The 25,448-nt window shown below is 71.6% G+C and carries 24 protein-coding genes; 8 read left to right on the top strand and 16 right to left on the bottom strand.

Annotated features, from left to right (window positions below; translation table 11 throughout):
• Nucleotides 1-663: 663 nt before the first annotated feature.
• Nucleotides 664-1,185 (bottom strand): hypothetical protein, encoded by a 522-nt coding sequence (locus tag ABD841_RS25935; protein WP_344977065.1) that lies wholly within the window; start codon nucleotides 1,183-1,185, stop codon nucleotides 664-666.
• Nucleotides 1,186-1,191: 6 nt separating this feature from the next.
• Complete coding sequence (locus ABD841_RS25930; protein ID WP_344977061.1) at nucleotides 1,192-1,410, bottom strand: hypothetical protein; 219 nt, start codon at nucleotides 1,408-1,410, stop codon at nucleotides 1,192-1,194.
• A gap of 1,083 nt (nucleotides 1,411-2,493) precedes the next feature.
• Between ABD841_RS25930 and ABD841_RS25925 the strand changes: the two genes are divergently transcribed.
• Genes ABD841_RS25925 through ABD841_RS25900 form a run of 6 tightly spaced genes read left to right on the top strand, consistent with a single transcriptional unit; the run spans nucleotide 2,494 to nucleotide 7,718 of the window.
• Nucleotides 2,494-3,852, top strand: coding sequence for an ATP-binding protein (locus tag ABD841_RS25925; protein WP_344977057.1), 1,359 nt, complete (start codon nucleotides 2,494-2,496; stop codon nucleotides 3,850-3,852).
• Nucleotides 3,845-4,246 (top strand): roadblock/LC7 domain-containing protein, encoded by a 402-nt coding sequence (locus ABD841_RS25920; protein ID WP_344977053.1) that lies wholly within the window; start codon nucleotides 3,845-3,847, stop codon nucleotides 4,244-4,246. The genes ABD841_RS25925 and ABD841_RS25920 overlap by 8 nt, the downstream gene beginning before the upstream one ends.
• Nucleotides 4,243-4,608 (top strand): DUF742 domain-containing protein, encoded by a 366-nt coding sequence (locus ABD841_RS25915; protein WP_344977050.1) that lies wholly within the window; start codon nucleotides 4,243-4,245, stop codon nucleotides 4,606-4,608. Before ABD841_RS25920 ends, ABD841_RS25915 begins: the two co-directional genes overlap by 4 nt.
• A complete protein-coding gene (locus ABD841_RS25910; protein WP_344977047.1) occupies nucleotides 4,586-5,197 on the top strand; it encodes a GTP-binding protein in 612 nt (203 codons plus the stop codon). Before ABD841_RS25915 ends, ABD841_RS25910 begins: the two co-directional genes overlap by 23 nt.
• Nucleotides 5,194-6,600, top strand: a complete 1,407-nt coding sequence (locus tag ABD841_RS25905) for a cytochrome P450 (protein WP_344977044.1) — start codon at nucleotides 5,194-5,196, stop codon at nucleotides 6,598-6,600. The genes ABD841_RS25910 and ABD841_RS25905 overlap by 4 nt, the downstream gene beginning before the upstream one ends.
• Nucleotides 6,582-7,718: a cytochrome P450 family protein gene (locus ABD841_RS25900; RefSeq protein ID WP_344977041.1), complete on the top strand. Its 1,137-nt coding sequence runs from the start codon at nucleotides 6,582-6,584 to the stop codon at nucleotides 7,716-7,718. The genes ABD841_RS25905 and ABD841_RS25900 overlap by 19 nt, the downstream gene beginning before the upstream one ends.
• A gap of 550 nt (nucleotides 7,719-8,268) precedes the next feature.
• On the opposite strand, the gene purE is transcribed toward ABD841_RS25900, so the two are convergent.
• The 3 genes from purE to ABD841_RS25885 form a co-directional block, all read right to left on the bottom strand.
• Nucleotides 8,269-8,772 carry a 5-(carboxyamino)imidazole ribonucleotide mutase gene (purE, locus tag ABD841_RS25895; protein ID WP_344977038.1) on the bottom strand — a complete coding sequence of 168 codons (504 nt, stop codon included), beginning with the start codon at nucleotides 8,770-8,772 and terminating at the stop codon, nucleotides 8,269-8,271.
• Nucleotides 8,773-8,842: 70 nt separating this feature from the next.
• Complete coding sequence (locus ABD841_RS25890) at nucleotides 8,843-10,000, bottom strand: 5-(carboxyamino)imidazole ribonucleotide synthase (protein ID WP_344977035.1); 1,158 nt, start codon at nucleotides 9,998-10,000, stop codon at nucleotides 8,843-8,845.
• Nucleotides 10,001-10,234: 234 nt separating this feature from the next.
• Complete coding sequence (locus ABD841_RS25885) at nucleotides 10,235-11,176, bottom strand: hypothetical protein (protein ID WP_344977032.1); 942 nt, start codon at nucleotides 11,174-11,176, stop codon at nucleotides 10,235-10,237.
• 293 nt (nucleotides 11,177-11,469) lie between these two features.
• Between ABD841_RS25885 and ABD841_RS25880 the strand changes: the two genes are divergently transcribed.
• The gene (locus ABD841_RS25880) at nucleotides 11,470-12,012 is read left to right on the top strand and encodes a GtrA family protein (RefSeq protein WP_344977028.1); all 543 of its coding nucleotides are present in this window, start codon (nucleotides 11,470-11,472) and stop codon (nucleotides 12,010-12,012) included.
• A 177-nt stretch (nucleotides 12,013-12,189) separates the two neighbouring features.
• Here the strand turns inward: ABD841_RS25880 and ABD841_RS25875 are convergent, their stop codons facing one another.
• From ABD841_RS25875 to ABD841_RS25835, 9 genes are all read right to left on the bottom strand, one after another.
• Nucleotides 12,190-13,467, bottom strand: a complete 1,278-nt coding sequence (locus tag ABD841_RS25875; protein WP_344977025.1) for an ATP-binding protein — start codon at nucleotides 13,465-13,467, stop codon at nucleotides 12,190-12,192.
• A 3-nt stretch (nucleotides 13,468-13,470) separates the two neighbouring features.
• Entirely contained in the window at nucleotides 13,471-14,139 is a 669-nt protein-coding gene (locus ABD841_RS25870) for a response regulator transcription factor (protein WP_012888073.1), read from the bottom strand.
• A gap of 269 nt (nucleotides 14,140-14,408) precedes the next feature.
• A complete protein-coding gene (gene bfr, locus ABD841_RS25865) occupies nucleotides 14,409-14,891 on the bottom strand; it encodes a bacterioferritin (protein WP_344977022.1) in 483 nt (160 codons plus the stop codon).
• Nucleotides 14,892-14,907: 16 nt separating this feature from the next.
• Entirely contained in the window at nucleotides 14,908-15,117 is a 210-nt protein-coding gene (locus tag ABD841_RS25860; protein WP_344977019.1) for a (2Fe-2S)-binding protein, read from the bottom strand.
• A gap of 213 nt (nucleotides 15,118-15,330) precedes the next feature.
• Nucleotides 15,331-15,948: an MBL fold metallo-hydrolase gene (locus ABD841_RS25855; RefSeq protein ID WP_344977016.1), complete on the bottom strand. Its 618-nt coding sequence runs from the start codon at nucleotides 15,946-15,948 to the stop codon at nucleotides 15,331-15,333.
• A gap of 139 nt (nucleotides 15,949-16,087) precedes the next feature.
• Nucleotides 16,088-17,173 carry an S-(hydroxymethyl)mycothiol dehydrogenase gene (locus ABD841_RS25850; protein WP_344977013.1) on the bottom strand — a complete coding sequence of 362 codons (1,086 nt, stop codon included), beginning with the start codon at nucleotides 17,171-17,173 and terminating at the stop codon, nucleotides 16,088-16,090.
• Nucleotides 17,174-17,255: 82 nt separating this feature from the next.
• Nucleotides 17,256-18,287, bottom strand: coding sequence for an adenylate/guanylate cyclase domain-containing protein (locus ABD841_RS25845; protein ID WP_344977009.1), 1,032 nt, complete (start codon nucleotides 18,285-18,287; stop codon nucleotides 17,256-17,258).
• Between the two features lie 3 nt (nucleotides 18,288-18,290).
• Nucleotides 18,291-18,788: a PH domain-containing protein gene (locus tag ABD841_RS25840; RefSeq protein ID WP_344977006.1), complete on the bottom strand. Its 498-nt coding sequence runs from the start codon at nucleotides 18,786-18,788 to the stop codon at nucleotides 18,291-18,293.
• 54 nt (nucleotides 18,789-18,842) lie between these two features.
• Complete coding sequence (locus ABD841_RS25835; protein WP_344977003.1) at nucleotides 18,843-19,667, bottom strand: biotin--[acetyl-CoA-carboxylase] ligase; 825 nt, start codon at nucleotides 19,665-19,667, stop codon at nucleotides 18,843-18,845.
• 154 nt (nucleotides 19,668-19,821) lie between these two features.
• Between ABD841_RS25835 and fdhD the strand changes: the two genes are divergently transcribed.
• On the top strand, nucleotides 19,822-20,922 hold the full coding sequence (gene fdhD, locus ABD841_RS25830; protein WP_344977000.1) for a formate dehydrogenase accessory sulfurtransferase FdhD: 1,101 nt from the start codon (nucleotides 19,822-19,824) through the stop codon (nucleotides 20,920-20,922).
• 75 nt (nucleotides 20,923-20,997) lie between these two features.
• Here the strand turns inward: fdhD and ABD841_RS25825 are convergent, their stop codons facing one another.
• Nucleotides 20,998-23,634 carry a phosphoenolpyruvate carboxylase gene (locus tag ABD841_RS25825; RefSeq protein ID WP_344976995.1) on the bottom strand — a complete coding sequence of 879 codons (2,637 nt, stop codon included), beginning with the start codon at nucleotides 23,632-23,634 and terminating at the stop codon, nucleotides 20,998-21,000.
• A gap of 65 nt (nucleotides 23,635-23,699) precedes the next feature.
• Nucleotides 23,700-25,316, bottom strand: coding sequence for a hypothetical protein (locus tag ABD841_RS25820; RefSeq protein ID WP_344976991.1), 1,617 nt, complete (start codon nucleotides 25,314-25,316; stop codon nucleotides 23,700-23,702).
• Nucleotides 25,317-25,448 lie beyond the last annotated feature (132 nt).

Raw genomic sequence — 25,448 nt, 5'->3', positions numbered from 1 at the left:
GCCACCTCCACGCAGTCACCGCCGGTGTCGTCACCCAAGGAGGCCCGGCGCCAGATGGCCGTGCTCAGGTCCGCGTCCACGTCGTCATCACCTTCGCTATGAGGTCGGCGGTCGCCCGCACGGCAGGGCCTCCGGGCGGATCGCTTCGTAACGCTTACACGCCTCCGTCACGTCCTGAGGATGGTCCGTGACGTGCCCTCCGGCGACGGACTCCACGAATACAGTATCCGGACCGCCTTCCGCCCCTGCAATGACGAAAGCACCGAGGAGACCGGCCGGGCACCGCCCCTCGTGCCCGGCCGGAGTTCCCACCTCCGGCCGGGCACCCCTGCCGTATCCCACCCGGAGACCCCGTCTCCGGGCAGGCGCCCTCCTCTCACACCGGCCGGGCCCCCGCCTCCAGCCGGAAGTGGTCCTGTCCACCCCGGCCCTCGCGGGCGCCTCTCGATACGGAGCCGACCATGACCGTCACCGACGACGCCGCGACCACAGCCGGGACCCGTTCTCCCTCCCCGGCGGGATGCGCGAGGTGGTGAATCCACCAGCCGGAGGCCCGTCCGGGACGATCGGGCACGAGCTGCGGGAGGCCGTCCGCGCGGACCGGCGGTGGAAAGTCCCGGCCGACGGACGCGGCAGGTCCGCATCGGCCGGGACCGGTACCGATCAGGGCACCTGGCCCGCCTCGTCGACGATGCCGGAGGCCAGGACGGACATGCCGGAGGTCTCGCCGCCGTCCACGATCTTCGTACCGAGGTAGCGGTAGTCGCCGGGGGCGAGGATGTAGTACTGCTTGCCGGCCTCCCCCAGGTCGAGGACGACACCGACCCCCCGGCGCCCGTCCATGTCCGTGGCGTTCTCCTCGATCTTGACGTTCGGGATCTTCGCCAGGGCGCGGTACATCGCCGCGGCCGTGTCCGAGGGGATCAGGGGCCCGTACTTCATGTACCACCCGATCGCCCCGAACGCCTTGACGTCCGCCGCGGTCCCCGCCGGGCAGTTGGGCTGGCAGAGCGACAGCGTCGCCCGCTCCCGCTCAAGGGTGCGGAAGCGCTCCAGCAGCGCGTCCGGATCGGCGGGGAAGCGCTCCACCTCCTGCCGGGTCCTGCCGGGGTGCGTCGGCCCCTTCTCGGCATCGGTGATCTTCAGTTCGCCCTTGACCCGGAGGGCGCTCTTGACCCCGTCCATCCGGCCTCAGTGCTCGAACGCGGGAAGTTCGTTCTCCCCCGTCCTCGGCAGGTGCTGCGACTCCTTCATGTAGAACCACTGGTCCGGGCGGATCTCGGCGGTCTTGGTCCGCGCGGCGACGAGCGCGGCGTTCTCCAGCACCACCGCCGCGCTGGGCTGCCCGAGCGCGGGTGGCCGGTTGCCCGGCCCCTCGGTCGCTCCGGGCTGGACCACGGTCACGGTCACGGCGGCGACGGCGACGGCGAGAGCGCCGACCCCGGCCAGGGTGAAGCCCCAGCGCGGGCGGAGCGCGGGCCGCGCCTGCCGCCGGCGGGCCGCGGTGGAGCCCCCGCCCGGATCTCGGCGAGCAGCCGGTGTTCCTCGGCCCGCAGATCCGGCTGCTCCGGGGCCGACGTCGTGTCGTCACGGGCAGCGGGGTCGCCGATCCCGCACCGCGTAATGGGAAAGGAACTTTCCGCAATGACCGGGCGCGAACATCGAAATCATGTTCGAGATTGCCGTATGTGAAGCTATATGCCCTATTTGACCAACCTTCCTTACATGTCCGCTTTTACTTTTCTTTTCTATTGGTACATAATTGCCAGCTGTAATTGGATATCAGGAATTCGTCGCCGATGACATACGGAGGCATCCGCCCGGATCGCCTCACGGCGCCGAGCGACAACGAGTGCGGTGGCCTGCGGGAAGGGTGCTCGAATATGGCAGACGGTTCATTGACGCGAATCTTCGGCTGCCTTGACGACAGAGCGGTCCATGACATCAGATTTGCGAAATACGACCGCCGAAGCGTGTCAACCAGACCGTCAGGGCGCCCACTCCAGCCACGTCCGGCACGACGGACCGGCTGAGCCCATGAAGCGACATCCTTCCACAACCCAGATTTCGATGACAAGTGGCCGCCAACATGAGAAAACCTGCGTTTACCACATAAGCTGCCATTTTCTGCTTTTCCTGGCTTCCCGGGTGGACCGCCATGATCTGGCCGCGGGCGGTTCGCACGGTCGCCTGGTCACCGGTCCGGACGCTCCACCTGACCACCGGCTCCGCCCGCGCTCTCACCTCCGCTGTCTCCCCGTGGCGGCCGGCGCGTGAGACCGGCGCGGTGACCCGTGCCGGGTGCCGGCCGGCGTCCGATCCGGCCCTCGCGCCACCCGGCGCGCACGCCCCGAACCCGCCGGCCCCACCGGGCGCGCGTACGGACGGGCCGGCCGGCTCCGGTCGATCCCCGCGAGGCACCTGCCCGGCGGACCGGCCGAGCCGTCGCCGGGACCGCCCCCTGCCCGTTCACCTCCCGACGATGAGGATCCGATGTCACCTCCCACGCTGGAAATGCTGGTGTGGTGCCTGGCGGTGTGCCTGGTGCTCGCCGCGGTCGTGACGGTGCGCCAGTGGCGTACCGCCGGCGCCTTACGCAGGCGTACCACCGCGCTGCTGAACGAACTGCACGCCCGGGACCAGGAGGCCCGGCATCTGGCCGAGGTGCGCCTTCCCACGCTGGCGGAGTCCCTCCACCAGGGGCACCGGGGGCCCGCGCCGGTTCCCGGCCTCCTGCACGAGCGCCTGGCCGGATCACCGTACGGCCAGAGCCTGCAGGCGGTGACGGAGCTGTTCACCCACAGTCTCGACACCGCGCTGGCCCGGGCCGACGAGTCGGCTCGCGCGGCGTTGATGACCACGATGCGTGCTCTCCAGAGCCTGGCCAGCGACCAGCAACTGGTCATCTCCGCCATGCAGAACCGCTACGACCACCCGAGCGTCCTCGCCGACCTGCTGAAGATCGACCATACGAACGCGCAGTTCGGCCGGCGGGCACAGGCCGTCGCGGTGCTGTGCGGAGCCTGGCCGGGCCGGCAGCGGGCCGCCGCCACCCTGGAGAACGTGGTGCGCGGCGCCACCTCACGCATCAGCGACTACCTGCGGGTCAAGACCGTCGCGCAGATGGACACCGCCGTCATCGACCGGGTGGTCGAGCCCGTCGTGCTGGCCGTGGCCGAGCTGCTCGACAACGCCGCCCGGCACTCGCCTCCCGATACGGACGTGCAGGTGAACATCCACTCGACGCACAACGGGGCGGTCATCGTCATCGACGACTGCGGCGTCGGCATGCACGAGCAGGAGAAGCAACAGGCGGCCCTGCTGCTGTCGGGCGCGCGGCCGGTGGACGTCACCCGGCTCGGCGACCCACCTCAGTTCGGGTTCGCGGTCATCGGTGTGCTCGCCCAGCGGTACGGGTTCAGCGTCTCGGTGGACTCCCGATCACCCTACGGAGGGGTACGGGCCGTGGTGTTCCTGCCCAACGCGCTCCTGACGCAACCGACCCCCGACGACGAACCGGCCCCGCCGCCGTCACCGGCGTCCCACACCATCCCCGCACCGTCACCGGCGTCCCACACCATCCCCGCACCGTCACCGGCGTCCCACACCATCCCCGCACCGTCACCCGCGCCCGGCACCGTCCCCGCGCCGTCACCGTCGCCGGGGGAGTTCCCCCGCCGTCGCCGCCGTGAGGCCATTCCCGAACTGCAGGCCCCGCCGCCCCTGGCGTCGGCCGCGCAGCGGCGCCCGGCAGAGCAGGCCGCCGCCGTCCTGGGCGCCTTCCAGCGCGGAACGCGCGCCGGTCGTACGTCCACCCCGTCCACGGACGAAGGGAATCCCTCTGATGAATAACACGAACTGGATGCTGGACGAGGTCGTCAACGTCCCCCATGTACGGCATGCGATCCTGCTGACCGCTGACGGGCTGCTGCAGGCGCACTCGGCCGGGATCAGCCGCGACCAGGCCGACGCCTACGCCGCCGCGCTGTCGGGACTGCAGGCTCTCAGCCGGGCGACGGCGGAGTTCTGCGCCGACGACCCGTACACCCCGTGGCGGCAGACGCTGGTGGAGTTCGCCGGCGGCTACGTGCTGACCACCGCCGCCGGGGAGGGCGCCTACCTGGCGGTGTCGTGCACCGACTCCGCGGATCTGGAGACCGTCACCTACCGGATGCACAAGCTCGTCGACCGCCTGGGCAAGGAGATGACCAGCCCGCCGCGTCACGGCGTCAACCGGACCTCATGACGGCGCCCCGGCGCGACAGCGACCTGGTGCGGCCGTATGTGGTGACCGGTGGCCGCGCCCACGCCCGTATCCCCTTCGACCTGGTGTCGCTGGTGGTCGCCGCCGGTGACACGCCGCCCAGAGGCATGGACCCGGGCACCGGTCCGGAGAAACGCCGCCTCATGGCGTTGTGCCGCGGCGGGGCCCTGTCGGTGGCGGAGATCGCCGCGCACCTGGCGCTGCCCGTCGGCGTCACCAAGGTCCTGCTCAGCGATCTGACCGACTCCGGTCACATCATCACCCGATCCCCCGCGCCCCCCACTGACCGTCCCGACATCCAACTGCTGCAGGAGGTGCTCGATGGGCTCCGCGCCCTGGTCTGACGGCCGCCGCGACGCCGTCTATCTCGGCGACGCGGTGGAGCGAGCGGTGAAGATCCTCATCGTGGGGCATTTCGCCGTCGGCAAGACCACGCTGGTCGGCGCCCTGTCGGAGATCCCCCCGCTGCGCACCGAGGAGATCATGACGCAGGCCGGCGCCGCCGTCGACGACCTGGCCGGAGTGGGCGGCAAGGACACCACCACCGTCGCGATGGACTTCGGCCGTCTGACCCTCAACCCGCGGCTGGTGCTGTACATGTTCGGCGCCCCCGGGCAGCGGCGGTTCCAGCGGCTCTGGCGCGACATGGCCTACGGTGCCCTGGGCGCGCTGGTGCTGGCCGACCCCCGCCGTCTGGACGCCTCCTTCTCCGTCATGGACATGGTCGAAGAGCACGGCCTGCCCTACGCCGTCGCCGTCAACCGGTTCGACGGCACCCCCGCCTTCGACACCGACGCGCTGCGTACCGCCCTGGACCTGCTGGCAGAGACCCCCCTCGTCGTCTGCGACGCCCGCGATCGCGCCTCCGCGGGCGCCGCACTGATCACCCTCGTGCAGTACCTGCTCACCCGTGCCGCCAAGGAGCACCCGTGACCTCCCACAGCCATCTCGCCCCCGGTTCCGGGCCGCCCCCGGGCTGCCCCGCGCACGCCGGCCACCGGCGGGGCATCCCCCTGTACGGGCCCGAGTTCGCCGCCGACCCCACCGGCGTGTACACCGAGCTGCGCTCCCGCGGGGCGGCGGCACCGGTCGAGCTCGCCCCCGGCGTGCACGCCATGCTGGTCACCGGCTACCACGCCGCCCTGGAGGTGCTGCGCAACCCGCACGTCTACTCCAAGGATCCGCGCGGCTGGCGTGCCCTGCAGACCGGAGAGGTCCCTCCCGACAGTCCCGTCATCCCGATGATGGGGTACCGGCCCAACGCGCTGTTCTCCGACCCGCCCGCCCACGGCAGGTTCCGTCAGGCGATCACCGACAGCCTGGGCCGTGTCGACCCCCACGCGCTGCGCCGCTCCGTCTCCCACAACGCCGACCGGCTCATCGACGCCTTCGCCTCCCGGGGGCAGGCGGACCTCCTGACCGAGTACGCCGGCGTCCTGCCGCTGCTCATCTTCAACCAGCTTTTCGGCCAGTCCGACGCCGCCAGCGACCAGCTGATCACCGCCCTGGCCAAGATGTTCGAGGGCGGCGACGGCGCAGCCGAGGGCGACGCGCTGTTCACCCAGTACATGCACCACCTGATCACTCTCAAACGGGCCCGGCCCGGACAGGATGTGACCTCCTGGCTGATGGCCCACCCGGCGCGGCTGACCGACGAGGAGATGATCCACCAGTGCACGCTGCTGATCGCGGCCGGTACCGAACCCGTGCAGAACCTGATCGGTAACGCGCTGCGGCTTCTCCTCTCCGACGACCGGTTCGCCGGTGACCTGTCCGGGGGCAGCATGCCGGTCGACGCGGCGCTGGAAGAGGTCCTGTGGAAGGACCCGCCCATGGCCAACTACTCCGTTCACTACCCCCGCCACAACGTCTCCCTGCACGGCGTGCCCCTGCGCGCCGGAGACCCGGTCGTCGTCAGCCTGGCCGCGGCCGGCACCGACCCGGCCCTGAACCCCGCGCTGAGCCGGGCCGGCAACCGTGCCCATCTGGCCTTCAGCGCGGGCCCGCACGCCTGCCCCGCCAAGGCCATGGCCCGCCTGGTCGCCACCGTCGCGATCGAGAGGCTCCTCGACCGCGTCCCGGACGTGGCACTGGCCGTTCCGGCCTCCGGGCTCCGGTGGCGGCCCGGACCTTTCCACCGGGCCCTGACCGCCCTGCCCGTGCGTTTCACCCCTGTTCCCTCTCTCACCCCTGGAGACAGCACATGGACGCAGCCACCTGCCCCTTCGTCATCGACCCCACCGGCCGCGACATCCACGGTGAAGCCACCCGCCTCCGCGCCGCCGGCCCGGCGTCGCGGGTGGAGCTTCCTGGCGGGGTGGCTGCGTGGGCGATAACCGACTACGACCTGCTCAGGCAGTTACTCGCGGATCCGCGCGTGTCCAAGGACCCGCGCCGGCACTGGCCGCGTTTCGTCAACGGTGAGATCCCGCAGGACTGGCCCCTGTACCCCTGGGTCTCCGTCGTCAACATGTTCACCGCCTACGGCGACGACCACAGACGGCTGCGCAGGCTGATCTCCGCGGCGTTCACCCCGCGCCGCACCGAGGCGCTGCGCCCGCGTGTCCGGCAGATCACCGCCGAACTGCTCGACGCGCTGGCCGCCACCCCGCCGGGGCAGGTCGTGGACCTCCGGGAGACCTTCGCCTACCAGCTCCCCATGCGGGTCATCGCCGAGCTGTTCGGCCTGCCGGACAGCTCCCGTGACGACATCCGCCGCGTCGTCGACGGCGTCTTCCACACCTCCGCCGACGCCGAGGAGGCCCTCGCCACCCAGCGCGACGCCTACGCCATCCTGACCGACCTGGTCGCCGGCAAACGCGCGCTCCCCGGCGACGACATGACCAGCGACCTGATCGCCGCCCGCGACGAGGACGGCGACTCCCGGCTCAGCGAGACCGAGCTCATCGACACCCTGTTCCTGATGATCTCCGCCGGGCACGAGACCACCGTCAACCTCATCGACAACGCCCTGTGCGCCCTGCTCACCCACCCCGACCAGCTCGAACTGGTCCGCGCCGGCGGCGCCTCCTGGGACGACGTCGTCGAGGAGACGCTGCGCTGGCAGGCGCCCGTGGCCAACCTCCCGCTCCGGTACGCCGTCGAGGACATCTCCCTCGACGCCCACGGTGTCATGATCGGCAAGGGCGAGGCGATCCTCGCCGGGTACGCCGCCGCCGGCCGGGACCCCCACCAGCACGGCGCCGACGCCGACCGTTTCGTGCTCACCCGGGAAACCCGCCGTGACCATCTGGCCTTCGGCTACGGCGTCCACTACTGCCTCGGCGCGCCCCTGGCCCGGCTCGAAGCCGGCGTGGCGCTGTCGTCGCTGTTCGCTCGCTTCCCCGACCTCGCCCTGGCCGTTCCCGTACGGGAACTGGAGCCGTTGGACTCCTTCATCGCCAACGGCCACCGCGCGATTCCGGTCGTGTTGCGGCCGGAATCGCGCACCTGACCGGGCCCGCCACGCAGGAGCGTTTTCTGCGGATCTTCCCGTCCACCGCGGTCGCCCGGATGGCGCCTCGCGGCGTCACCGCCGCCGACGGCTCCGTCATGGGACGCCGCCCCGCCCCGCGGGGCGCCCTACCCGGCCGTTCCCGCCGCGGCGAAGATCCGCGGAACACACCCCTAGTGGCTGACCGAGCTGACATCGCCCCGGGCAGGCCGGTGATCGTCACCCGCTCCGACGCTTCCGAATACGGCGAGCACCGCCATCGTGATCCCGAGGGCGGCGCGTACGGCGTTCCTCATGGTCTCACCTCCGAAATCGTGGAGGTCCCCTGCCCCGGAAGCCGGAGCCTATCCTCGCCCCCGCCGGAGACCCGTTCCGGCACGGTGGCGGAACGGGAGGTGAGGGCGGGAAAAAGACGGGAGAAAAATCTTCCGGCGACCCCGCACCACCGCGCCCCCGCGGCGGGCCTGGGCAGGCGCCCGGCCCGGCGGCAGGTCGCGGCAGAGGTGATGTCAGGCGCCCGGCCCGGCCGCCGGTCGCGACAGAGGCGACGTCAGGTGCCCAGCCCGGCGGCCTCGGCGCGGAGCCGGGCGCCCTTGGCGTACGCCTGCTCCTTCAGGTCGCGCTGGAACTCCTCCATCTTCGCCCGCAGGCCCTCGTCCGCGGCGGCGAGGATCCGCACGGCCAGCAGGCCGGCGTTGCGGGCGCCGCCGACGGCGACGGTCGCGACCGGGACGCCGGCGGGCATCTGGACGATGGAGAGCAGGGAGTCCATCCCGTCGAGATACTTCAGCGGGACGGGGACGCCGATCACCGGGAGCGGGGTCACCGAGGCCAGCATGCCCGGCAGGTGCGCCGCTCCCCCCGCACCCGCGATGATCACCTGCAGGCCGCGCCCGGCCGCCTGCTTGCCGTACGCGATCATCTCCTCGGGCATGCGGTGCGCGGAGACCACGTCGGCCTCGAACCCCACCCCGAACTCCGCCAGCGCCTCGGCGGCCAGCCGCATCACGGGCCAGTCGGAGTCGCTGCCCATGACGATGCCGACGGTGCTCATACGATGATCTCCTCGCCGTGCGGCCCGCGGGCCGCGCTCTCGGTGCCGCCGGGCCGCCTGACCGGCTCGCTCACGTGTAACGCCCCTCGCAGAGGTAGACGGCGGCGTGCCGGGCGCGCGCCCGGACCTCGTCCACGTCGGTGCCGAGCGCGGTGACATGGCCGATCTTGCGGCCGGGCCGCACGTCCTTGCCGTAGAAGTGAATCTTGATGCCGGGGTCGTGGGCCATCACGTGCTCGTACCGGGAGAAGATGTCGGGGTCGTCGCCGCCCAGCAGGTTGGCCATCACCACGACGGGCGCGGCCGGGGCGGGCGAGCCCAGGGGCAGGTCGAGGACGGCGCGCAGGTGCTGCTCGAACTGGGAGGTGCGGGCGCCGTCGATGGTCCAGTGGCCGCTGTTGTGCGGGCGCATCGCGAGCTCGTTGACCACGAACCCGGAGGCGGTGGCGAACATCTCCACGGCGAGCAACCCGGTGACGCCCAGCTCCTTGGCGATCTTCAGGGCGATCCCCTGGGCCACCGCGGCCTGCTCGGGGTCGAGCCCCTGCGCCGGGGCGATGACCTCGACGCAGATGCCGTCGCGCTGGACGGTCTCCACCACCGGGTAGCTGACTCCCTGCCCGTGCGGCGACCGGGCGACCAGCACCGCGAGCTCCCGCTCGAACGGCACGAACGCCTCGGCCAGCAGCGGCACGCCGGAGGCCAGGACCTCGGCGGCGTCCGCCGCGGAGCGGCAGACCCAGACCCCGCGCCCGTCGTAGCCGCCGCGCACGGCCTTGAGCACGACCGGCCAGCCGTTCTCCGCCGCGAACGCCTCGACGTCGGCGGCCGTCTCGACGCGCCGCCAGGCCGGGCACGGGATTCCGGCGGCCGTCAGCCGCTCGCGCATCACGGCCTTGTCTTGGGCGTGCACGAGCGCGTCGGCGCCGGGGTGGACGGCGAACCCGTCGGCGGCCAGGGCGCGGATGTGCTCGGTGGGCACGTGCTCGTGGTCGAAGGTGACCGCGTCACACCCCTTGGCGAAGTCACGCAGGTCGGCCGGCGACCGGTAGTCGCCCACGCGGACATCGGCGATCACTCGGGCGGCGCTCTCGTCGGGCGAGTTGGCCAGGACCCGTAGTTCGATCCCGAGGGCGATGGCCGCCTGCTGGGTCATCCGGGCCAGCTGGCCCGCTCCGATAACGCCGACGACGGGTCCGAGGGGACCGGCCAGGGAAGTGCTGCTCACGCCGGTCGAGTCTACCGGCCCGGACTCAGGCGTCGGCCGGTGACGGGGTGGCGCGAGCCCGGCGACCGGTCACGGACGGCGGACGGCGGACGGCACAGCAGGCGGCGGGTAGCGGGTGGCACAGCGGACGGCGCGGCGTCACGGCGAGCAGCGCGGCGACACGACGAGCGGCACGGCGGCACGGCGGCACGGCGACACGACGGCGCGGCGGCGCGGCGGATGGCCGGTCAGGAGTCAACCGGTGGCCAGGTCGGCCAGGCCTCGGCGGAGGCCGACCGTGGAGAGGCCGGCACCGTCGGTGACCTCGGTGGCGAAGACCACGACCTCGGTGCCCGTCACTTCGGCGGCCCTCGTCTCACCGGTGAAACCGCGCAGGTCGGCCTTGGTGTAGAGGGGATGGGCCGGTGCGGAGCGCCCCGGGGCGGCCCGCTGTCGATACTCGATCTCCACGGCGTGGACGACCAGGGCGCCCCCGCCTGGCAGCAGCAACGCCCTCTCCGGGCCGACGAGCAGGCGCACGTCGGTGTCCAGACGGTCCGGCCGGACCTTCCCCGGCCGCCCGGTCAGCTCGTCGAGGAGACCGCGGGCGGCGTCACCCTTCGGGAAGGTGACACCGCTCACCCCGGCGGGGTCGGTCAGGTAGGTCAGATAGCGCTGCGGCGCCAGGCGGGCCCGGACCCCGACACCGGGGTCGCCGGGGGGCACCGCGCCATCGACCGGCTCAGGGGGCTCACCCCGCACCGGGATGGGACCGGCGCCCAGCCGCCATCCGCCGCCCTCCTCGACGAACAGGAAGTAGGCCGGGTCCGGCTCGCGCGCCAGGGCGAGGAACCAGCGGTCCTGCCCGGCCGGACCGGGCAGGAAGAACTCCACCTCGCTGTGGCTCTTCCTCTCGGGGGCTGGGCGGCCGTTCCGGGTCGCCTCGCAGGCACGGCCGCCCAGCGCATTCTCCACCCAGGCGGTCAGCTTCCCGATGGCGGCGCAGTCCCGCTCACGCCACGCGTCGTCGAGTTGTCTCAGCACTTCGAAGGCCTGGATCGCCTCGTCGAGCTCCACCCCGGCGGATGTCTCACGCGCCGGCTCCGGTTCGGGGATCGCGGCCTGGTCACCGGCCCGCGCGCCGCAACCGGCCGTGAGCGACAGGCTGACGATCAGGGCGAGCAGTCGGCGGCGCAAGGGGTGGTCCCGTGAGTCGTGGGCCGTCGCGTACGGCAGTCCGGCTGGACCGATCGCGGGAAGGGGATTTCTCGGCCCTTTCCGCGATCTACTGGACCAGAGTAACGTCAGGTTCCCCTGTTTATCTGGGATGTACGACATTTATTGAAATGTTCTTGGCTGACTACTATGCACAACAGACGGGAAGCATCGTACGGATCCAGCCGGTGCACCGGTAGCCTGGCCACATGGTGTTCGAGGTCCTCCGACGTGGCGGATCAGCGGCCGACCTCCGAAAGGACCGTGCAGGAAACGTGCAGTTTCTCCGACACGCCTACCAGCGGCTCGCCGCCCTGGCTCACGAGCTGGCGAAGTTCGGCGCCATCGGGGCGATCGCCTTCGTGATCGACACCGGCGGCACCAACCTGTTCCGGTTCGGCCTGGGCCTGGGCCCGCTGACCTCGAAAGTCATCGCCACGGTCATCGCGGCCACCTTCGCCTACCTCGGCAACCGCTACTGGACCTTCCGGCACCGCGAACAGAGCGGGCTCGCCCGCGAGTACTTCCTGTTCTTCCTGCTCAACGGCATCGGGCTGCTGATCTCGCTCCTGGTGATCGGCTTCGTGACCTACACCCTGGGCCTGCAGGACGTCGTGAGCTACAACATCGCCGTGCTGACCGGCACCGCGCTGGGCACCCTGTTCCGGTTCTGGTCGTACAAGAAGTGGGTCTTCCTCCCCAGCGCCGAACCGAGCCCGGTGCCGGTGCCGAACGCCAACAGCAAGGTCAACGGTCACGTCTACCTGCTGAGCAAGACCACGGAGGAGAGCGCGTCCCCGCCCCACCTGCGCCAGTGATCCGGGCTCACATTTCTCCGGTGCCCCATGCGGCGCGTCCCGCGCCCGGCACCTGACCGGCGCCTCGGCGTCCCGCGGTCGGCGGCGCGGAATCCCGGCCGGAACACACCGGTCCCGCGCGGTCCCCGGCGGGCCGGGTGCCCGCCCCGCGCTCCGGCCGCGCCGCCCCGGCCGGATTCAGGCCGGGCCGCTGACCACGCGGTTCCTGCCGGTGTCGCCCACCTGGCGGAGGAAGAACGCGAACGCCGCGGGCCTGGGGCGTACGAGCTCCAGGCGGCCGCCGTCGGCGGCGGCCAGCGCGCGGGCCAGGGGAAGGCCGAGGCCCGTGCCGCCCCCGCCGCTCACGTTGCGCTCGAACACGCGCGGGGCGAGGTCGTCGGGGATGCCGGGGCCCTGGTCGGCCACCTCGATCACGATGGACTTGTCCTTGTCGCTGGTGGTCACCGTGACCGTGCCGCCGCCGTGCTCCAGGGAGTTCTCCAGCAGGGTGGAGATCACCTGGCTGATGCCGCCGCTGGTGCCCAGCGCCTGGAGCTCGCGCGTCCCGGCGAGCTTGAGTCGCCGGCCGACCCTGCGGAAGGCCGGTCCCCACTCGATGAACTGCTGGTCGAGTAGCGCGTCGAGCTCGACGACCTCGGTCTGCGCGTGACGCTGCCGCCTGGCGGCGGCCAGCAGCTCGTCGATCACGGCGGTGAGGCGCTCGGCCTGGACGATGGCGGCCTCGCCCTCCTCCTTGACGATCGAGGGCTCGTGGGCCGCGGCGACGATCTCCTCCAGTCGCATGGTCAGACCGGTGAGCGGGGTACGGAGCTGGTGCGAGGCGTCGGTGGCGAACTCGCGCTCCCGGGAGAGCAGGTCGGAGATGCGGGTGGCGCTGCGGTCGAGCACCTCGGCCACCCGGTCGAGCTCCTGGATGCCGTAGCGGTGCTTGCTGGGCCGGGCGTCGCCGGAGCCGAGCCGCTCAGCGATCATTGCGAGGTCGCTGAGCGGGAGCGTCAGGCGGCGGGACTGGACGATGGCAAGCCCGACCGCGACCGCGAGGGCAGCCGCGGCGAGCCCCAGGATGAGGAAGAGCCACGCGCGGACCTCGCGCTCGACCTCCGTCTTGTCGCGGCTGACCACGACGTACACGCCGCTCTCGGACAGCGCGTCCTCGGTCATCTTCTGGTTCTCGACGGGCTCGGCGCCCACCGTGATCAGCTGGTCAGGGGTTCCCCTGGCGTATATCTGGATGTACCGGTCGGGATACTTCTGCTCCAGCTGCTGGTCGTCGATGGGCTGGTCCTTGTCCCGGACGTACTCCACCTCCTGCAGCAGGTTCTTCGCCTGCGAGGAGAGCTCCTGGGTCGCCTCCTCCTCGATGAGCCTGTTGACCGCCACACCGAGAGGTATGCCGAGCAGCAGCACCGCGATGACCGCGACGAGGAGGGTAGAGGAGAGCAGTCGGCGGCGCATTCCCTACTCGCGTTCGAACCTGAAGCCGACCCCTCGGACCGTCGTGATGTAACGCGGCTTGGCGGCGTCGTCACCCAGCTTGCGGCGCAGCCACGAGATGTGCATGTCCAGGGTCTTGGTGGAACCCCACCAGTTGGTGTCCCACACCTCCCGCATGATCTGCTCGCGGGTGACCACCTTGCCGGCGTCGCGTACCAGCACACGCAGCAGGTCGAATTCCTTGGTCGTCAGGTGCAGCTCCTTGTCGCCCATCCAGGCGCGTCGGGAGTCGGCGTCGATGCGCACCCCCTGCACCACGGGCGTCTCGGACGTGCCGCGCCGGAGCAGGGCGCGCACGCGCGCCAGCAGCTCGGCGAGGCGGAACGGCTTGGTGACATAGTCGTCGGCCCCGGCGTCGAGGCCCACGACGGTGTCGACCTCGTCGACCCGAGCGGTGAGGATCAGCACCGGAGTGCCGTGGCCCTCGGCGCGGATGCGCCTGGCCACCTCCAGGCCGTCCATCTCGGGAAGACCCAGGTCGAGAACGATCAGGTCGATGCCACCCGACAGAGCCCGCTCCAGAGCCTGCGGGCCGTCGGGGCTCACCTCAACTTGATAACCCTCGCGGCGCAGGGCTCGCGCCAGTGGCTCTGAGATCGAGGTGTCATCCTCGGCGAGTAGTACACAGGTCATGTTGCGATCGTAGGACCTTAGGGGATCGTTTCCCCGGTACAGCGCGCGGTTTGACTCGTCGTTGACCTATCCATTGACCTGGGCAAACACTGATAAATCCCGGATAGTCATCCCGCAACGGCCGGGAAGCGCGGAGTACGGCTCCCGCCTCGTAAGTCCCTGGAAAGCACAGACTCTCTCCGGCGCCGTCCGGCAGAAGAGAACACGCCCTACCAGAAGGGATCTGGCGGGCGTGTTCGCGACAGTTCACCCTTGCACCGGCGGGTTCCCTAGTCCGCCGACGGCGGCTCCGCGTAGCGCGCGAGGTAGAGCTGCTCGCCCAGACTCTCGATGAGACCCAGCTCGGTCTCCAGGTAGTCGATGTGGTGCTCCTCGTCCTCAAGGATCTCCTCGAAGAGACGGGCCGAGGTGATGTCGCCCTTCTCCCGCATGAGGGCGATCGCTGGCCTGAGCCGCTTGACGACCTCCAGCTCGACGTCCAGGTCGGCCCGGAGCTGCTCGGCGACGGTCTGACCGATGTGAAGGGTGCCCAGTCTCTGATAGTTGGGCAGGCCCTCGAGGAAGAGGATGCGGTCGGTCAGCCTCTCCGCGTGACGCATCTCGTCGATGGACTCTTCGCGGGTGTATTTCGCCAGCCTGGTGTATCCCCAGTTCTCCTGCATCTTGGCGTGCAGGAAATACTGGTTGATCGCGGTCAGCTCGGCGGTGAGCTGCTCGTTGAGAAGTTCGATGATCTGCTTGTCGCCCTGCATCGGCGGGCTCCTCGTGCTATGCGGTCGGCATCAAGTTTTCAGACCGTTTCAGGATCGCACAGATCTTACGCACGCAAGAAGCGCAGTCGCCACCGGCACCCGTGGTGTCGCGAATCTGACGCGCACTCTTCGCCCCTGCCGCGATGCAGTCATGCACCTCGTTCTCGGTTACCGCGCGGCAGACGCATACATACACGGGGGTGCGACCTTTCGAAGAGCGTACCATAGGTTAGGCACACCTAAGGTAGCTCATTTGGTAAGGCTTGCCTACGTGAACTAGGACACAGAGCCGCAATCTCTCTGTCACGATCACAAAATCTCTGTTTGCGGCACTCCCTCGACGAAATGCCCACCCGATCTCCTCGCGCCCGGTCCCCCTCGCGCCCGCGAGGAGCGCCCCCGCTCGGACGCGTCCGGGCGGGGGCGGGCAGAGGCGGGTTCAGTGCCCCCTGGCCAGCCATTCGTCCAGGTGCCCGGCCTCCTCGCCGATCACCGTGGAGTCGCCGTGGCCGGTGTGCACGACCGTCTTCGGCGGCAGGGTCAGCAGGCGCTTCGTGATCGACTCGATGATCGTGTCGAACGAGGAGAAGGACCTGCCCGTGGCGCCGGGGCCGCCCTGGAACAGGGTGTCGCCGGTGAAGACCGCGCCGAGCTCCGGGGCGTACAGGCAGACCGCACCGGGCGCGTGTCCGGGCGTGTGTAGCACGGTCAGCTCGACCCCGCCGGCGGAGAGCACCTGGCCGTCCTGGAGCGAGGTGTACGGCCGGTCGGGATAGACCATCTCCCACAGCACCCGGTCGGCCGGGTGGAGCAGGATCGGCGCGTCCACCCGCGCGGCCAGGTCGGCCGCGGCGTTGATGTGGTCGTTGTGCGCGTGGGTGCACACGATCGCGGTCACCCTGCGGTCGCCCACCCGCTCGGCGATCGCGCCGGCGTCGTGCGCGGCGTCGATGACGAGCACCTCACCGGCCGAGCCGACGATCCAGACGTTGTTGTCGACCTCCCACGTCCCGCCGTCCAGCGAGAACGTGCCCGAGGTGACGACCCGGTCGATCACTGTGCCTCCCGACCGGGCCGCGCCCGGTGAAACGCCGGATGGATGTCCTGGCTCCGTCGCGGATCCGCCGCCGTGCCTCCCGACCGGGCCGCGCCCGGTGAAACGCCGGGACGGATGCCCTGGCTTCGCTGCGGATCCGTCACAGCGTCACCACCGAGCGCAGCACCTCGCCGTGGTGCATCCTGGCGAAGGCCGCCTCGACGTCGCCCAGGCCGATCGTCTCGGTGACGAACCGGTCCAGCGGCAGCCGGCCCTGCAGGAACAGGTCGATCAGCATCGGGAAGTCACGGGAGGGCAGGCAGTCGCCGTACCAGGAGGACTTCAGCGCGCCACCGCGGCCGAACACGTCCAGCAGCGGCAGCTCCAGCGTCATGTCCGGGGTGGGCACGCCGACCAGGACGACGGTCCCGGCCAGGTCGCGGGCGTAGAAGGCCTGCTGGTAGGTCTCCGGGCGGCCCACCGCCTCGACGACCACGTCCGCGCCGAACCCGCCGGTCAGCTCGCGGATCGCCTCCACCGGGTCGCCCTGCCGGGAGTTGACCGTGTGGGTGGCGCCGAAGTCGCGGGCCCACGCCAGCTTGCGGTCGTCCACGTCCACCGCGATGATCGTCGCCGCGCCGGCCAGCGACGCGCCCAGGATGGCCGCGTCACCCACCCCGCCGCAGCCGATCACGGCCACGCTGTCGCCGCGGGTCACCCCGCCGGTGTTGATCGCCGCGCCGATCCCGGCCATCACCCCGCAGCCGAGCAGCCCGGCCACCTGCGCCGGTGCCGCCGGGTCGACCTTGGTGCACTGCCCGGCCGCGACCAGGGTCTTCTCGACGAACGCGCCGATGCCCAGGGCCGGCGACAGCTCGGTGCCGTCTTCCAAAGTCATCTTCTGCGCCGCGTTGTGGGTGTTGAAGCAGTACCACGGGCGACCGCGCAGGCAGGCGCGGCACTGGCCGCACACCGCCCGCCAGTTCAGGATCACGAAGTCGCCCGGCGCCACCTCGGTGACGCCCTCGCCCACGGCCTCGACCACCCCGGCGGCCTCGTGGCCGAGCAGGAACGGGAACTCGTCGTTGATCCCGCCCTCGCGGTAGTGCAGGTCGGTGTGGCAGACGCCACAGGCCTGGACGTTCACCACGGCCTCACCCGGTCCCGGGTCGGGCACGATGACGGTCTCCACCGAGACCGGCTCGCCCTTGCCACGCGCGACCACGCCTTGCACGGTGTACGGCATTTCCTGCACCTCATCTGATCTTCGGGTCTTCGGGCATCACAGCCCGCTTACTGTCGGACAGCCTGCGGAGCGTGCCCCGTCCTCAATGATTACCAGCCCTGCGCAGCACGAATGGCTGGACCACCCCCAGGCCGCGGGCGGGCCTGCGGCGGACGCGGACGAGCTCGACACCGGGCGCGTCCCCCAGCGCCTCGGCGAGTCCGGCGTCGACGACGATCGTGCCGGGGCGGGCGATCGCCGTCAGCCGGGCCGCCAGATTGACAGTGGTGCCGAAGACGTCCCCCATGACGGGCAGCACCGGACCGTGCGCCAGCCCGACCCGCACCTGGAGCCCGTACTCCCGGATGACGTCGACGAGTTCCAGCGCGATCACGGCGGCCGTCCGCGGGTCGGCCACCGTGAAGAGCACCTCGTCGCCGAGCGTCTTGACCAGCCGTCCGCCGTGCGCCGCGACCACGTCGGAGGCCCGGGACTCGAAGCCCTCGACCAGGTCGGCCAGGCCCCTCTCGTCCAGCTCACGGGAGACCTGGGTGAAGGAGACCAGGTCGGCGAAGCCCACGGAGAGGGTGAGCCGGGTGGGCACGGGCTCGTCGGTGACGTCGGCGATCGTCAGCAGGCGGGTCCCGGCGGCGGCGAGCTGGGCGCGCCAGACGTGGATCAGCACCTGCTCGAAGTCGGGCAGGAGCCGCCGGGCGACCTCCATGATCGCCATCAGGTCCTCGTCACCGGGCGGCTGGTCGGGGTCGAGCAGGGCACCGATCATGATCTCGGCCTGCCACTGGGCGAGCCTGGCCGTGGTCTGGCCGAGCGCCCTGGCCATCCGGACGACGGTCTGGTCGTCGAGGACGCCGCCCTCCATCATCGCCCGTACCCGCCTGAGCGCGGCCACGTCGGCGTCGGTGAAGGCCACGGCGTCGTCGGGCAGGGTGGCGAACCCGAGGGCACGCCAGATCCGCCCGGCGAGATCCCGCGACACCTGGGCGAGCTCCGCCACCTCGGCCCGGGTGTGACGGGGCGGCGCGCCGACGAAGAGACGCTCGATCTGCTCGGCCGTCGGGCGCCCCGCCGCCTCCCCGCCCGCCTGGTCGTCCCGGCCCAGGAGGTCACGCCCCATGGCTCACCGCCCGCCGCGTTCGGAGGGCTCCTCGTCGACCGCCTCGTCGATCGCGCGGAACAGCTCGGCGCGGACCTCCTGGATCCGCGGGATGTCCCGCAGCGTGACGCGACCGTGGTCGCCGGCCGACTCGACGACGAGCGTGCCGCAGCCGAGCAGCCTCTCCAGCAGCGCCTGGTCGGCGCTGACCGTGGTGACCTTGCTCATCGGGATGTCGTCGACGGACTTGTTCAGCACCCCCGTGCCGATGGTGAGCCGGTGCGAGGTGAGCACGTACGAGGTGTTCTTCCACCTCAGGTACGGCACGAAGGACCACACGGTGAGCAGCCCGACGGCGATCACGGCCACCACGAGGCGCGCGTAGGACTCGTACTCGAAGGCGGGCATGAAGAACATGGCGGCACCCGACGCCACGATGATCACGATCATCGCGAGGAACGGGACGATGAGGCGCTTCCAGTGAGGGTTGAACGACCGGATGCGCCGTTCTCCCTCCGTCATCTGATGATCGGGTAGACCCATGGGGCAAATCGTGGCATGCCCGCGTGCCCCACGTCACGACGCGTGAGGGCGGACATGCACGACGTCACCCGCGCTGAGCGTGTGCTCCTCCCCCTTGGAGTCGACGATCAGGTGGCCGGAGTGGTCGACACCGGTGGCCGTCCCGGTGAGCACCCGCTCGCCCGGCAGTTCCACCCGGACCTCACGGCCGACCGTGGCGCTGACCGCCAGGTAGGCGGCTCGCAGGCCACAGGCGTCGGCGTCGCCGTCGGCCTCCGACCACTCCCGGTAGTGGGTCTCGATCTCCCGGAGCGCGGCCCGGATGATCGGGTCGCGGTCGACGCAGGCGGCCCCCTCGATGGCCAGCGAGGTGGCGGTCTCCACCGGAAGCTCCTCGGTGCGCACGCTCACATTGAGCCCGACACCCACGATCACCGCGCTGTCGACGCGCTCGGCGAGGACCCCGGCGAGTTTGCGCTCGCCGATCAGCAGGTCGTTGGGCCACTTGAGGCGGGCGTCGACCTCGGCGACCTTGCGCACGGCCGACGCCACCGCCAGGCCGACCAGCAACGGCAGCCAGCCCTGCCGGGACGGGGCCGGTTCGGGGCGCAGGAGCACCGAGAACGTCAGGCCCGAGCGCGGCGGGGCGCTCCAGACCCGGCCGAGCCTGCCGCGCCCGGCGAACTGGGACTCGGCGATGAGGACGGCTCCCTGCCGCGCGCCGTCGCGTACGGCCTGCGCGAGGTCGGCGTTGGTCGACCCGGTCCGGTCCACGACGGTGATGTGGGACCAGAGACCGCCGGGGCGGACCAGCGCGCGATTGAGCGCCGCCTCGGAGAGCGGCGGGCGGTCGAGATCGGTGAAGGGAGAGTCGAGCACTTAGCCATCTTGCCTCCACTAACGACCCGCTGTTACCGAATTACGGCAATGACCAGGGAATACAGGTACGGAACACGGGGAAACGCGCGGAGCCCCGCTTTCGGACAGGGGCGGGGGACGGTTCGGGTGACGACGTTAAAGGGAAGATGAAGCCATGAGCGAACGTCTTGACCCGCGCGACCGGGCCGGCCGGCATCCCTTCGGAACCGGCGCGCACACGGCGGGCGGCCGAGCGCGGGCGGGAGCCGGAACGGGCACCGGGACCGGAGCGGAGGCCAGGACCGCGGCGGAGAGCGAACCCGAGCCGGAGGCCGGAACCACGGCGAAGAGCGATATCGGACCGGAACGCGAGATCGGAGCGGGAAGCGGAACCGAGGAGGCCGGAACCGCGGCGGAGAGCGATATCGGGGTGGAGGTCGTCCGCAGGCCCGGGCCGACCACCAGGGCCCGGATCACGCAGGTGCGGGCCGGGGCCGCCCGGGAGCGCCGTGACGACCTGGCCACCGAGGAACCCCTGGAGATCCGCATCCAGGCGGGCGAGGCGCGCCGCACCGTCGCGATCACCATGCGAACCCCCGGGCACGACTTCGAACTGGCCGCCGGATTCCTGTACGGCGAGGGCGTCCTGGCCCCCGCCGACGTCGCGTCCATCGCCTACTGCACCGACGACGACGTGCCGCCCGAGGCGCGTTACAACACGGTGACCGTGCGGCTGCGCGGCGGGCTGCCGGACCTGCCCGCGCTGGACCGGCACTTCATGACCTCCAGCGCGTGCGGCGTCTGCGGCAGCGCGAGCCTCGACGCCCTGCGCGACCGGTGCGCCCCGCCACCGCCCCGGGACGGCCTGCGCATCCCCGCGGAGGTCCTGTACGGCCTGCCGGAGCGACTGAGGAGGGCCCAGAGCGTCTTCGGCAAGACGGGGGGCCTGCACGCCGCGGGCCTGTTCACCGCCGAGGGCGAGCCGGTCGCGGTCCGCGAGGACGTGGGGCGGCACAACGCGGTGGACAAGCTGGTCGGCTGGGCGCTGATGGGCGGCCGGCTGCCGCTGGGCGGGCACGTGCTCATGGTCAGCGGCCGGAGCAGCTACGAGATCATGCAGAAGGCCCTGACGGCCGGCCTGCCCGTCGTCTGCGCGGTCTCGGCGCCGTCCTCCCTCGCCGTCGACCTGGCGAGGGAGTTCGGGATGACGCTGGTCGGCTTCCTGCGCGAGGAGCGCTTCAACCTCTACTCGGCCCCGGAACGCGTCGAGGTCTGAGCCGGTCCGGCCTCGCTCACGACCGGCCGGGCTGTTCGAGGAGCTGCCGGCGCCGCCCGGCCGTGGCGGGCCGGATCATCCGGTGTTCTGCAGGCCGGCGGCGACGCCGTTGACCGAGAGCAGCAGCAGCGTGGAGAGCCGCTCGCGCTCCTCCTCCGACAGCCCTTCCTCCGCGCGGAGCCTGGACAGGGCACGGAGCTGCAGGTGGGAGAGCGCGTCCACGTACGGGTCACGCAACTGCACCGCGCGGGAGAGAACCCGGCGGTTCTCCAGCAGGCGGGTGTGGCCGGTGGTCTCCAGGACGAGGCGGCGGGTCAGGTCGTACTCGGCGAGGACCTGCTCGACGAAGTCGTCCCGGGCGCCGAGCGCGAGGTAGCGGGCGGCGATGTCGCGGTCGGTCTTGGCCAGCGACATCTCGGCGTTGTCCAGCAGCGAGGCGAACAGCGGCCACTCGCGGTAGGCGGCGCGCAGCTCGTCCAGACCCGACTCGGAGACCACCGCCTGCAGGCCGCTGCCCAGGCCGTACCAGCCGGGCAGGTTGACCCTCGTCTGGGCCCAGGCGAACACCCACGGAATGGCCCGCAGGTCGTCCAGGGAGCGGGGCGCGCCGAGGCCGCGCCGGGCCGGGCGGGAGCCCAGGCGGAGCGAGCCGATCTCCTCCAACGGGCTGACCAGCGAGAACCACTCCGGGAAGCCGGGTGCCTCGGTCAGCAGCCGGTAGGCCTTCTCCGAGGCGGAGGCGACCCGCTCGGCCACGCGGCGGAAGCGCCCGGCGGCCTCGGCCGTGCGCGCCTCGATCGACGGAGTCGAGGCCAGCAGGACCGCCGAGGTGACCTGCTCCATGTGGCGGCGGGCGATGGCCTCGTGGCCATAGCGGGCGAAGATGACCTCACCCTGCTCGGTGACCTTGAACCTGCCGCCCACCGAACCGGGCGCCTGGGCGAGGACGGCCCGGTTGGCCGGGCCGCCGCCCCGGCCCAGGGCCCCGCCCCGGCCGTGGAAGAGCGTGAGCGGCACGCCGTGCTCGGCCGACCAGGTGGCCAGCGCCTCCTGGGTCTCGTAGAGCTTCAGGGTCGCCGCGGCCGGGCCGAGCTCCTTGGCGGAGTCGGAGTAGCCGAGCATGATCTCCAGCCGCCGGTCGACGGCCAGCCGGGCCTGGACGGCCGGGATCTCCAGCATTCCCGACAGCACGGAGGGGGCCGCCGCCAGGTCCGCGCCCGACTCGAACAGCGGGACCACGTCCAGCTGCGGCGCCCGCTCGCCCATCGCGTGCTCGGCCAGCCGGTAGACCGCGGCGATGTCGTCGGCCGAGCGGGTGAAGGAGACGACGTAGCGGGAGCAGGCCGTCGTCCCGAACCGCTCCTGGATCCAGGCGATGGTGCGGATCGTGGCCAGGACCTCCTCGGTCCGCTCGGAGGTGCGCCCCGCGGCGATCTCCTCCAGCGCGGCGGCGTGCACCTGCGAGTGCTGGCGGACCTCCAGCTCGGCCAGGTGGAAACCGAACGTCTCCACCTGCCAGATCAGGTTCTGCAGCTCCCCGTACGCCTGCCGCCCGGCGCCTGCCGCGACCAGGGACTCCTGGGCGACGCGCAGGTCGACCAGGAGCTCCGCGGGCGAACGGTAGGCCAGGTCGAGCCCGCGCTGCCGGGTGGCCGCGATCCGGGCGGCGACGAACATCAGCCACTGCCGGTGCGGCTCCTGCGGGGAGCGGGTGGCCATCTCCGAGACCAGGTCCGGGTGGTCGTTCTCGGCGCTCGCCAGCGCGGCCCGCAGGTCGGGCGAGGCCGGGGTGTCGGCGGCGGTGAGGGTCAGGGAGCGGCCGATCCTCAGCGTGGCGTTCTCCAGGGCGATCAGCACGTGCTCGGCCTGGATGAGCACGGCGTCCCGGGTCACCTTGGCGGTGACGTTGGGGTTGCCGTCACGGTCGCCGCCGATCCAGCTGCCGTACCGGATGAAGGCGCGGGCCCGCGGCTCCTCGGCGCCGCCGCCCCCGCCGAGCGCGGCGTCCAGGGCACGGTAGACCAGCGGCACCACCCGGAAGAGAGTCTCGTCGAAGGCCGCCATGGCGGTGCGGACCTCGTCCAGCGGGTCGAGCTTGGTGGACCGGAGCTGGGCGGTGCGCCACAGCAGGTCGATCTCCTCCAGCAGCCGCCGCCGGGTCTCGGCCCGCTCCGCGGCACCCCGCTCGGGGCTGTTGTACGCCGACAGCTGGGCGCTGATCCGCTGGATCGCGGTGACCACCGCGCGCCGGCGGGCCTCGGTCGGGTGCGCGGTCAGCACCGGGTGCAGGCGCAGTCTCTCGACGAGGTCGGCGACCTTCTCCCCGCCGAGTTCCTGGACGGCCTGGGCCAGGGACTCCGGCAGCGGCTCCTCGCCGGTGTCGCGGACCCTGAGCGTGCGAATCCTGAAGTGCTCCTCGGCCAGGTTGGCCAGGTGGAAGTAGCACGTGAACGCGCGGGCGATCTTCACCGCGCGGTCGATCGGCCACTCGGCCACCATCGCGGTGATCTCGTCGACCGATACCTCCCTGCGTCGGGCGCCGATGACGGCCTTTCGCAGTCGTTCGACATCGGCGAGCAGGTCATCACCGCCGTATTCGGCGATGACCTGCCCCAGGAGCTCGCCGAGCAGCCGCACGTCCGCGCGCAGCTCGTCGGGCATCTCGGTGACAGCGGAAGAGCGCTCTGCCTGATGGGACACGGTGGCGGACATGTTCGTCAGCGTACCTAGTCCGTTTTCTCCGGCGGAGGGCGGTCTCACCTATTGGACTAGACCATTTACGCGGCCTTGGAAATGGCCTCCAGGAGCTCCGGGTACCGGCCGAAAGCCGCCTTCGCGGCGATCCGCCGGCCGCCCCAGGAGACCAGCAGCCCGTACGGCACCGCCAGCGCGCAGACCCATGTCAGGCCCAGCAGCACCGGCACGGCGACCGGCAGGGCGAGCAGGGCGGTGCCGATCATCGCGCCGAAGGACGCCGCGAAGGCCACGCCGCCCTGGCCGGGGGCCGCGCCGGTGAAGGCGTTGAGCCGATCGGGCACGGTGTAGGGCAGGAAGACGCTGGTCAGCGCGCCCACACCGAGCCCCACCCCGAGGATGCCCCAGGCGGTGAGCGCCGCCGGGACCGCCCAGCGGAGGTCTCCGGCGAGGAAGGCCGCGACCACGGCGAGCAGGGTCAGCAGCGGGACCGCGATCGTCGCCACCGCCAGGTGTCGTCCGGCGAGGTCGGTGCGCCAGGCGCGGTCGGTCGCGTAGGCCGTGGAGTTCATCCACAGCGAGCGTCCGTCGATGCCGAAGACGTTGCATGCCTGCAGGCCGATCATCACCGCGCCGATGCAGGCGGGGGCGACCGCCAGCGCGACGCCGGTGGGGCCGTCGCCGTCGCGGCTCAGTGAGAAGGCCATGACCCCGGTGACCGCGACGGCGGCGAACCAGCCGACCCGGCCCCGGGGGTCGCGGCGGGCGTACTTGAGTTCCTTCACCGCGACCGCGGCGAGCGGGCCGTCGGGCAGTACCCGGCCCAGCAGGCTCCGCGCGTTGCGGACCGAGGCACCCTGGGTGGAGGCGTCCGCCGAGACCAGGGCCCGGCGCAGCGCGGCGATCCACAGCCACCCGGCGGCGACGGTGAGCACGGCGAGCAGGGCCAGTTCGGCGACCGCCGGGAGGCCGCCGTCGGCGATGGCGTGCGCGGCCATGCCGGGCGGGGTCCAGCGCAGCGCCGAGGCGACGTCGCGCAGCATCGCCATCGGGTCGCCCGAGAAGCCGCCGTTGAGCAGCAGGTTGGGCAGCTGGGCCGCCAGAATGACGAAGATCACCGAAACGGCGAGCACGTCGCGGCCCCTGCGTGTGCGCAGCACTCCCGACAGGGACGTGGTGATCAGCCGGGAGACCACGATGCAGAGCGCGAACTGCAGCAGCACCGCAACCGTACCCAGGAGCACCCCGCCGATCCCGCCGGCCAGGCCGACGAGGGCCCCGGCCATGACGACCAGCGTGGCGACCGGCCAGACGCCGGTGATCGAGGCGGCGAACATGCCGGCCGCGAGCTGACCGGTGCGCAGCGGGAACAGCGCCAGCCGGGACGGATCGAGCGTGTCGTCCAGGCCGAACGCCAGCAGCGGCACGACCGCCCAGCCGACCAGGAGCACGGTGAACAGCACGGTCACGACGTCCGCGGCGACGCCGGGATCATCCGCCAGGCGGAGCATGGCCATCGTCAGGAAACCGAAGCCCGCGACGACGACCGCCGCGATCACCGTGAAGACGAACCCGAGCAGGCGCTGGGTGCTGCCGCGCAGGTTGCCCGCGACCAGCCGCATCTTGAGCCGGACGAACACCGCCGGCCCCACCCGGCCGGCACGGACCGCACCGGCGGCGCCCACGCCGGCGTGGCTCACCGGCTTCCCATCCATGCCCGCCCGGTCCACCGGACCACCGCCCACGCCCACCTGATCCACCGGACCACCACCCACGTCCGCCCGGTCCACCGGACCACCGCCCACGCCCACCTGATCCACCGGGCCACCACC

The organism is Streptosporangium fragile (assembly GCF_039534445.1).
GTDB lineage: Bacteria > Actinomycetota > Actinomycetes > Streptosporangiales > Streptosporangiaceae > Streptosporangium > Streptosporangium fragile.
Note: the sequence above shows the minus strand (reverse complement) of the source record. Positions and strands in the feature narration are given on the sequence as shown.

Coding starts and splice junctions, on each gene's coding strand:
- fdhD (WP_344977000.1), top strand. CDS start 19,822: ATGAGCGAACGTCTTGACCCGCGCGACCGGGCCGGCCGGCATCCCTTC.
- ABD841_RS25915 (WP_344977050.1), top strand. CDS start 4,243: ATGACGGCGCCCCGGCGCGACAGCGACCTGGTGCGGCCGTATGTGGTG.
- bfr (WP_344977022.1), bottom strand. CDS start 14,891: ATGCAGGGCGACAAGCAGATCATCGAACTTCTCAACGAGCAGCTCACC.
- ABD841_RS25850 (WP_344977013.1), bottom strand. CDS start 17,173: ATGCCGTACACCGTGCAAGGCGTGGTCGCGCGTGGCAAGGGCGAGCCG.
- ABD841_RS25825 (WP_344976995.1), bottom strand. CDS start 23,634: ATGTCCGCCACCGTGTCCCATCAGGCAGAGCGCTCTTCCGCTGTCACC.
- ABD841_RS25920 (WP_344977053.1), top strand. CDS start 3,845: ATGAATAACACGAACTGGATGCTGGACGAGGTCGTCAACGTCCCCCAT.
- ABD841_RS25845 (WP_344977009.1), bottom strand. CDS start 18,287: ATGGGGCGTGACCTCCTGGGCCGGGACGACCAGGCGGGCGGGGAGGCG.
- ABD841_RS25910 (WP_344977047.1), top strand. CDS start 4,586: ATGGGCTCCGCGCCCTGGTCTGACGGCCGCCGCGACGCCGTCTATCTC.
- ABD841_RS25870 (WP_012888073.1), bottom strand. CDS start 14,139: ATGACCTGTGTACTACTCGCCGAGGATGACACCTCGATCTCAGAGCCA.
- purE (WP_344977038.1), bottom strand. CDS start 8,772: ATGAGCACCGTCGGCATCGTCATGGGCAGCGACTCCGACTGGCCCGTG.
- ABD841_RS25935 (WP_344977065.1), bottom strand. CDS start 1,185: ATGGACGGGGTCAAGAGCGCCCTCCGGGTCAAGGGCGAACTGAAGATC.
- ABD841_RS25840 (WP_344977006.1), bottom strand. CDS start 18,788: ATGACGGAGGGAGAACGGCGCATCCGGTCGTTCAACCCTCACTGGAAG.
- ABD841_RS25875 (WP_344977025.1), bottom strand. CDS start 13,467: ATGCGCCGCCGACTGCTCTCCTCTACCCTCCTCGTCGCGGTCATCGCG.
- ABD841_RS25860 (WP_344977019.1), bottom strand. CDS start 15,117: ATGGTACGCTCTTCGAAAGGTCGCACCCCCGTGTATGTATGCGTCTGC.
- ABD841_RS25925 (WP_344977057.1), top strand. CDS start 2,494: ATGTCACCTCCCACGCTGGAAATGCTGGTGTGGTGCCTGGCGGTGTGC.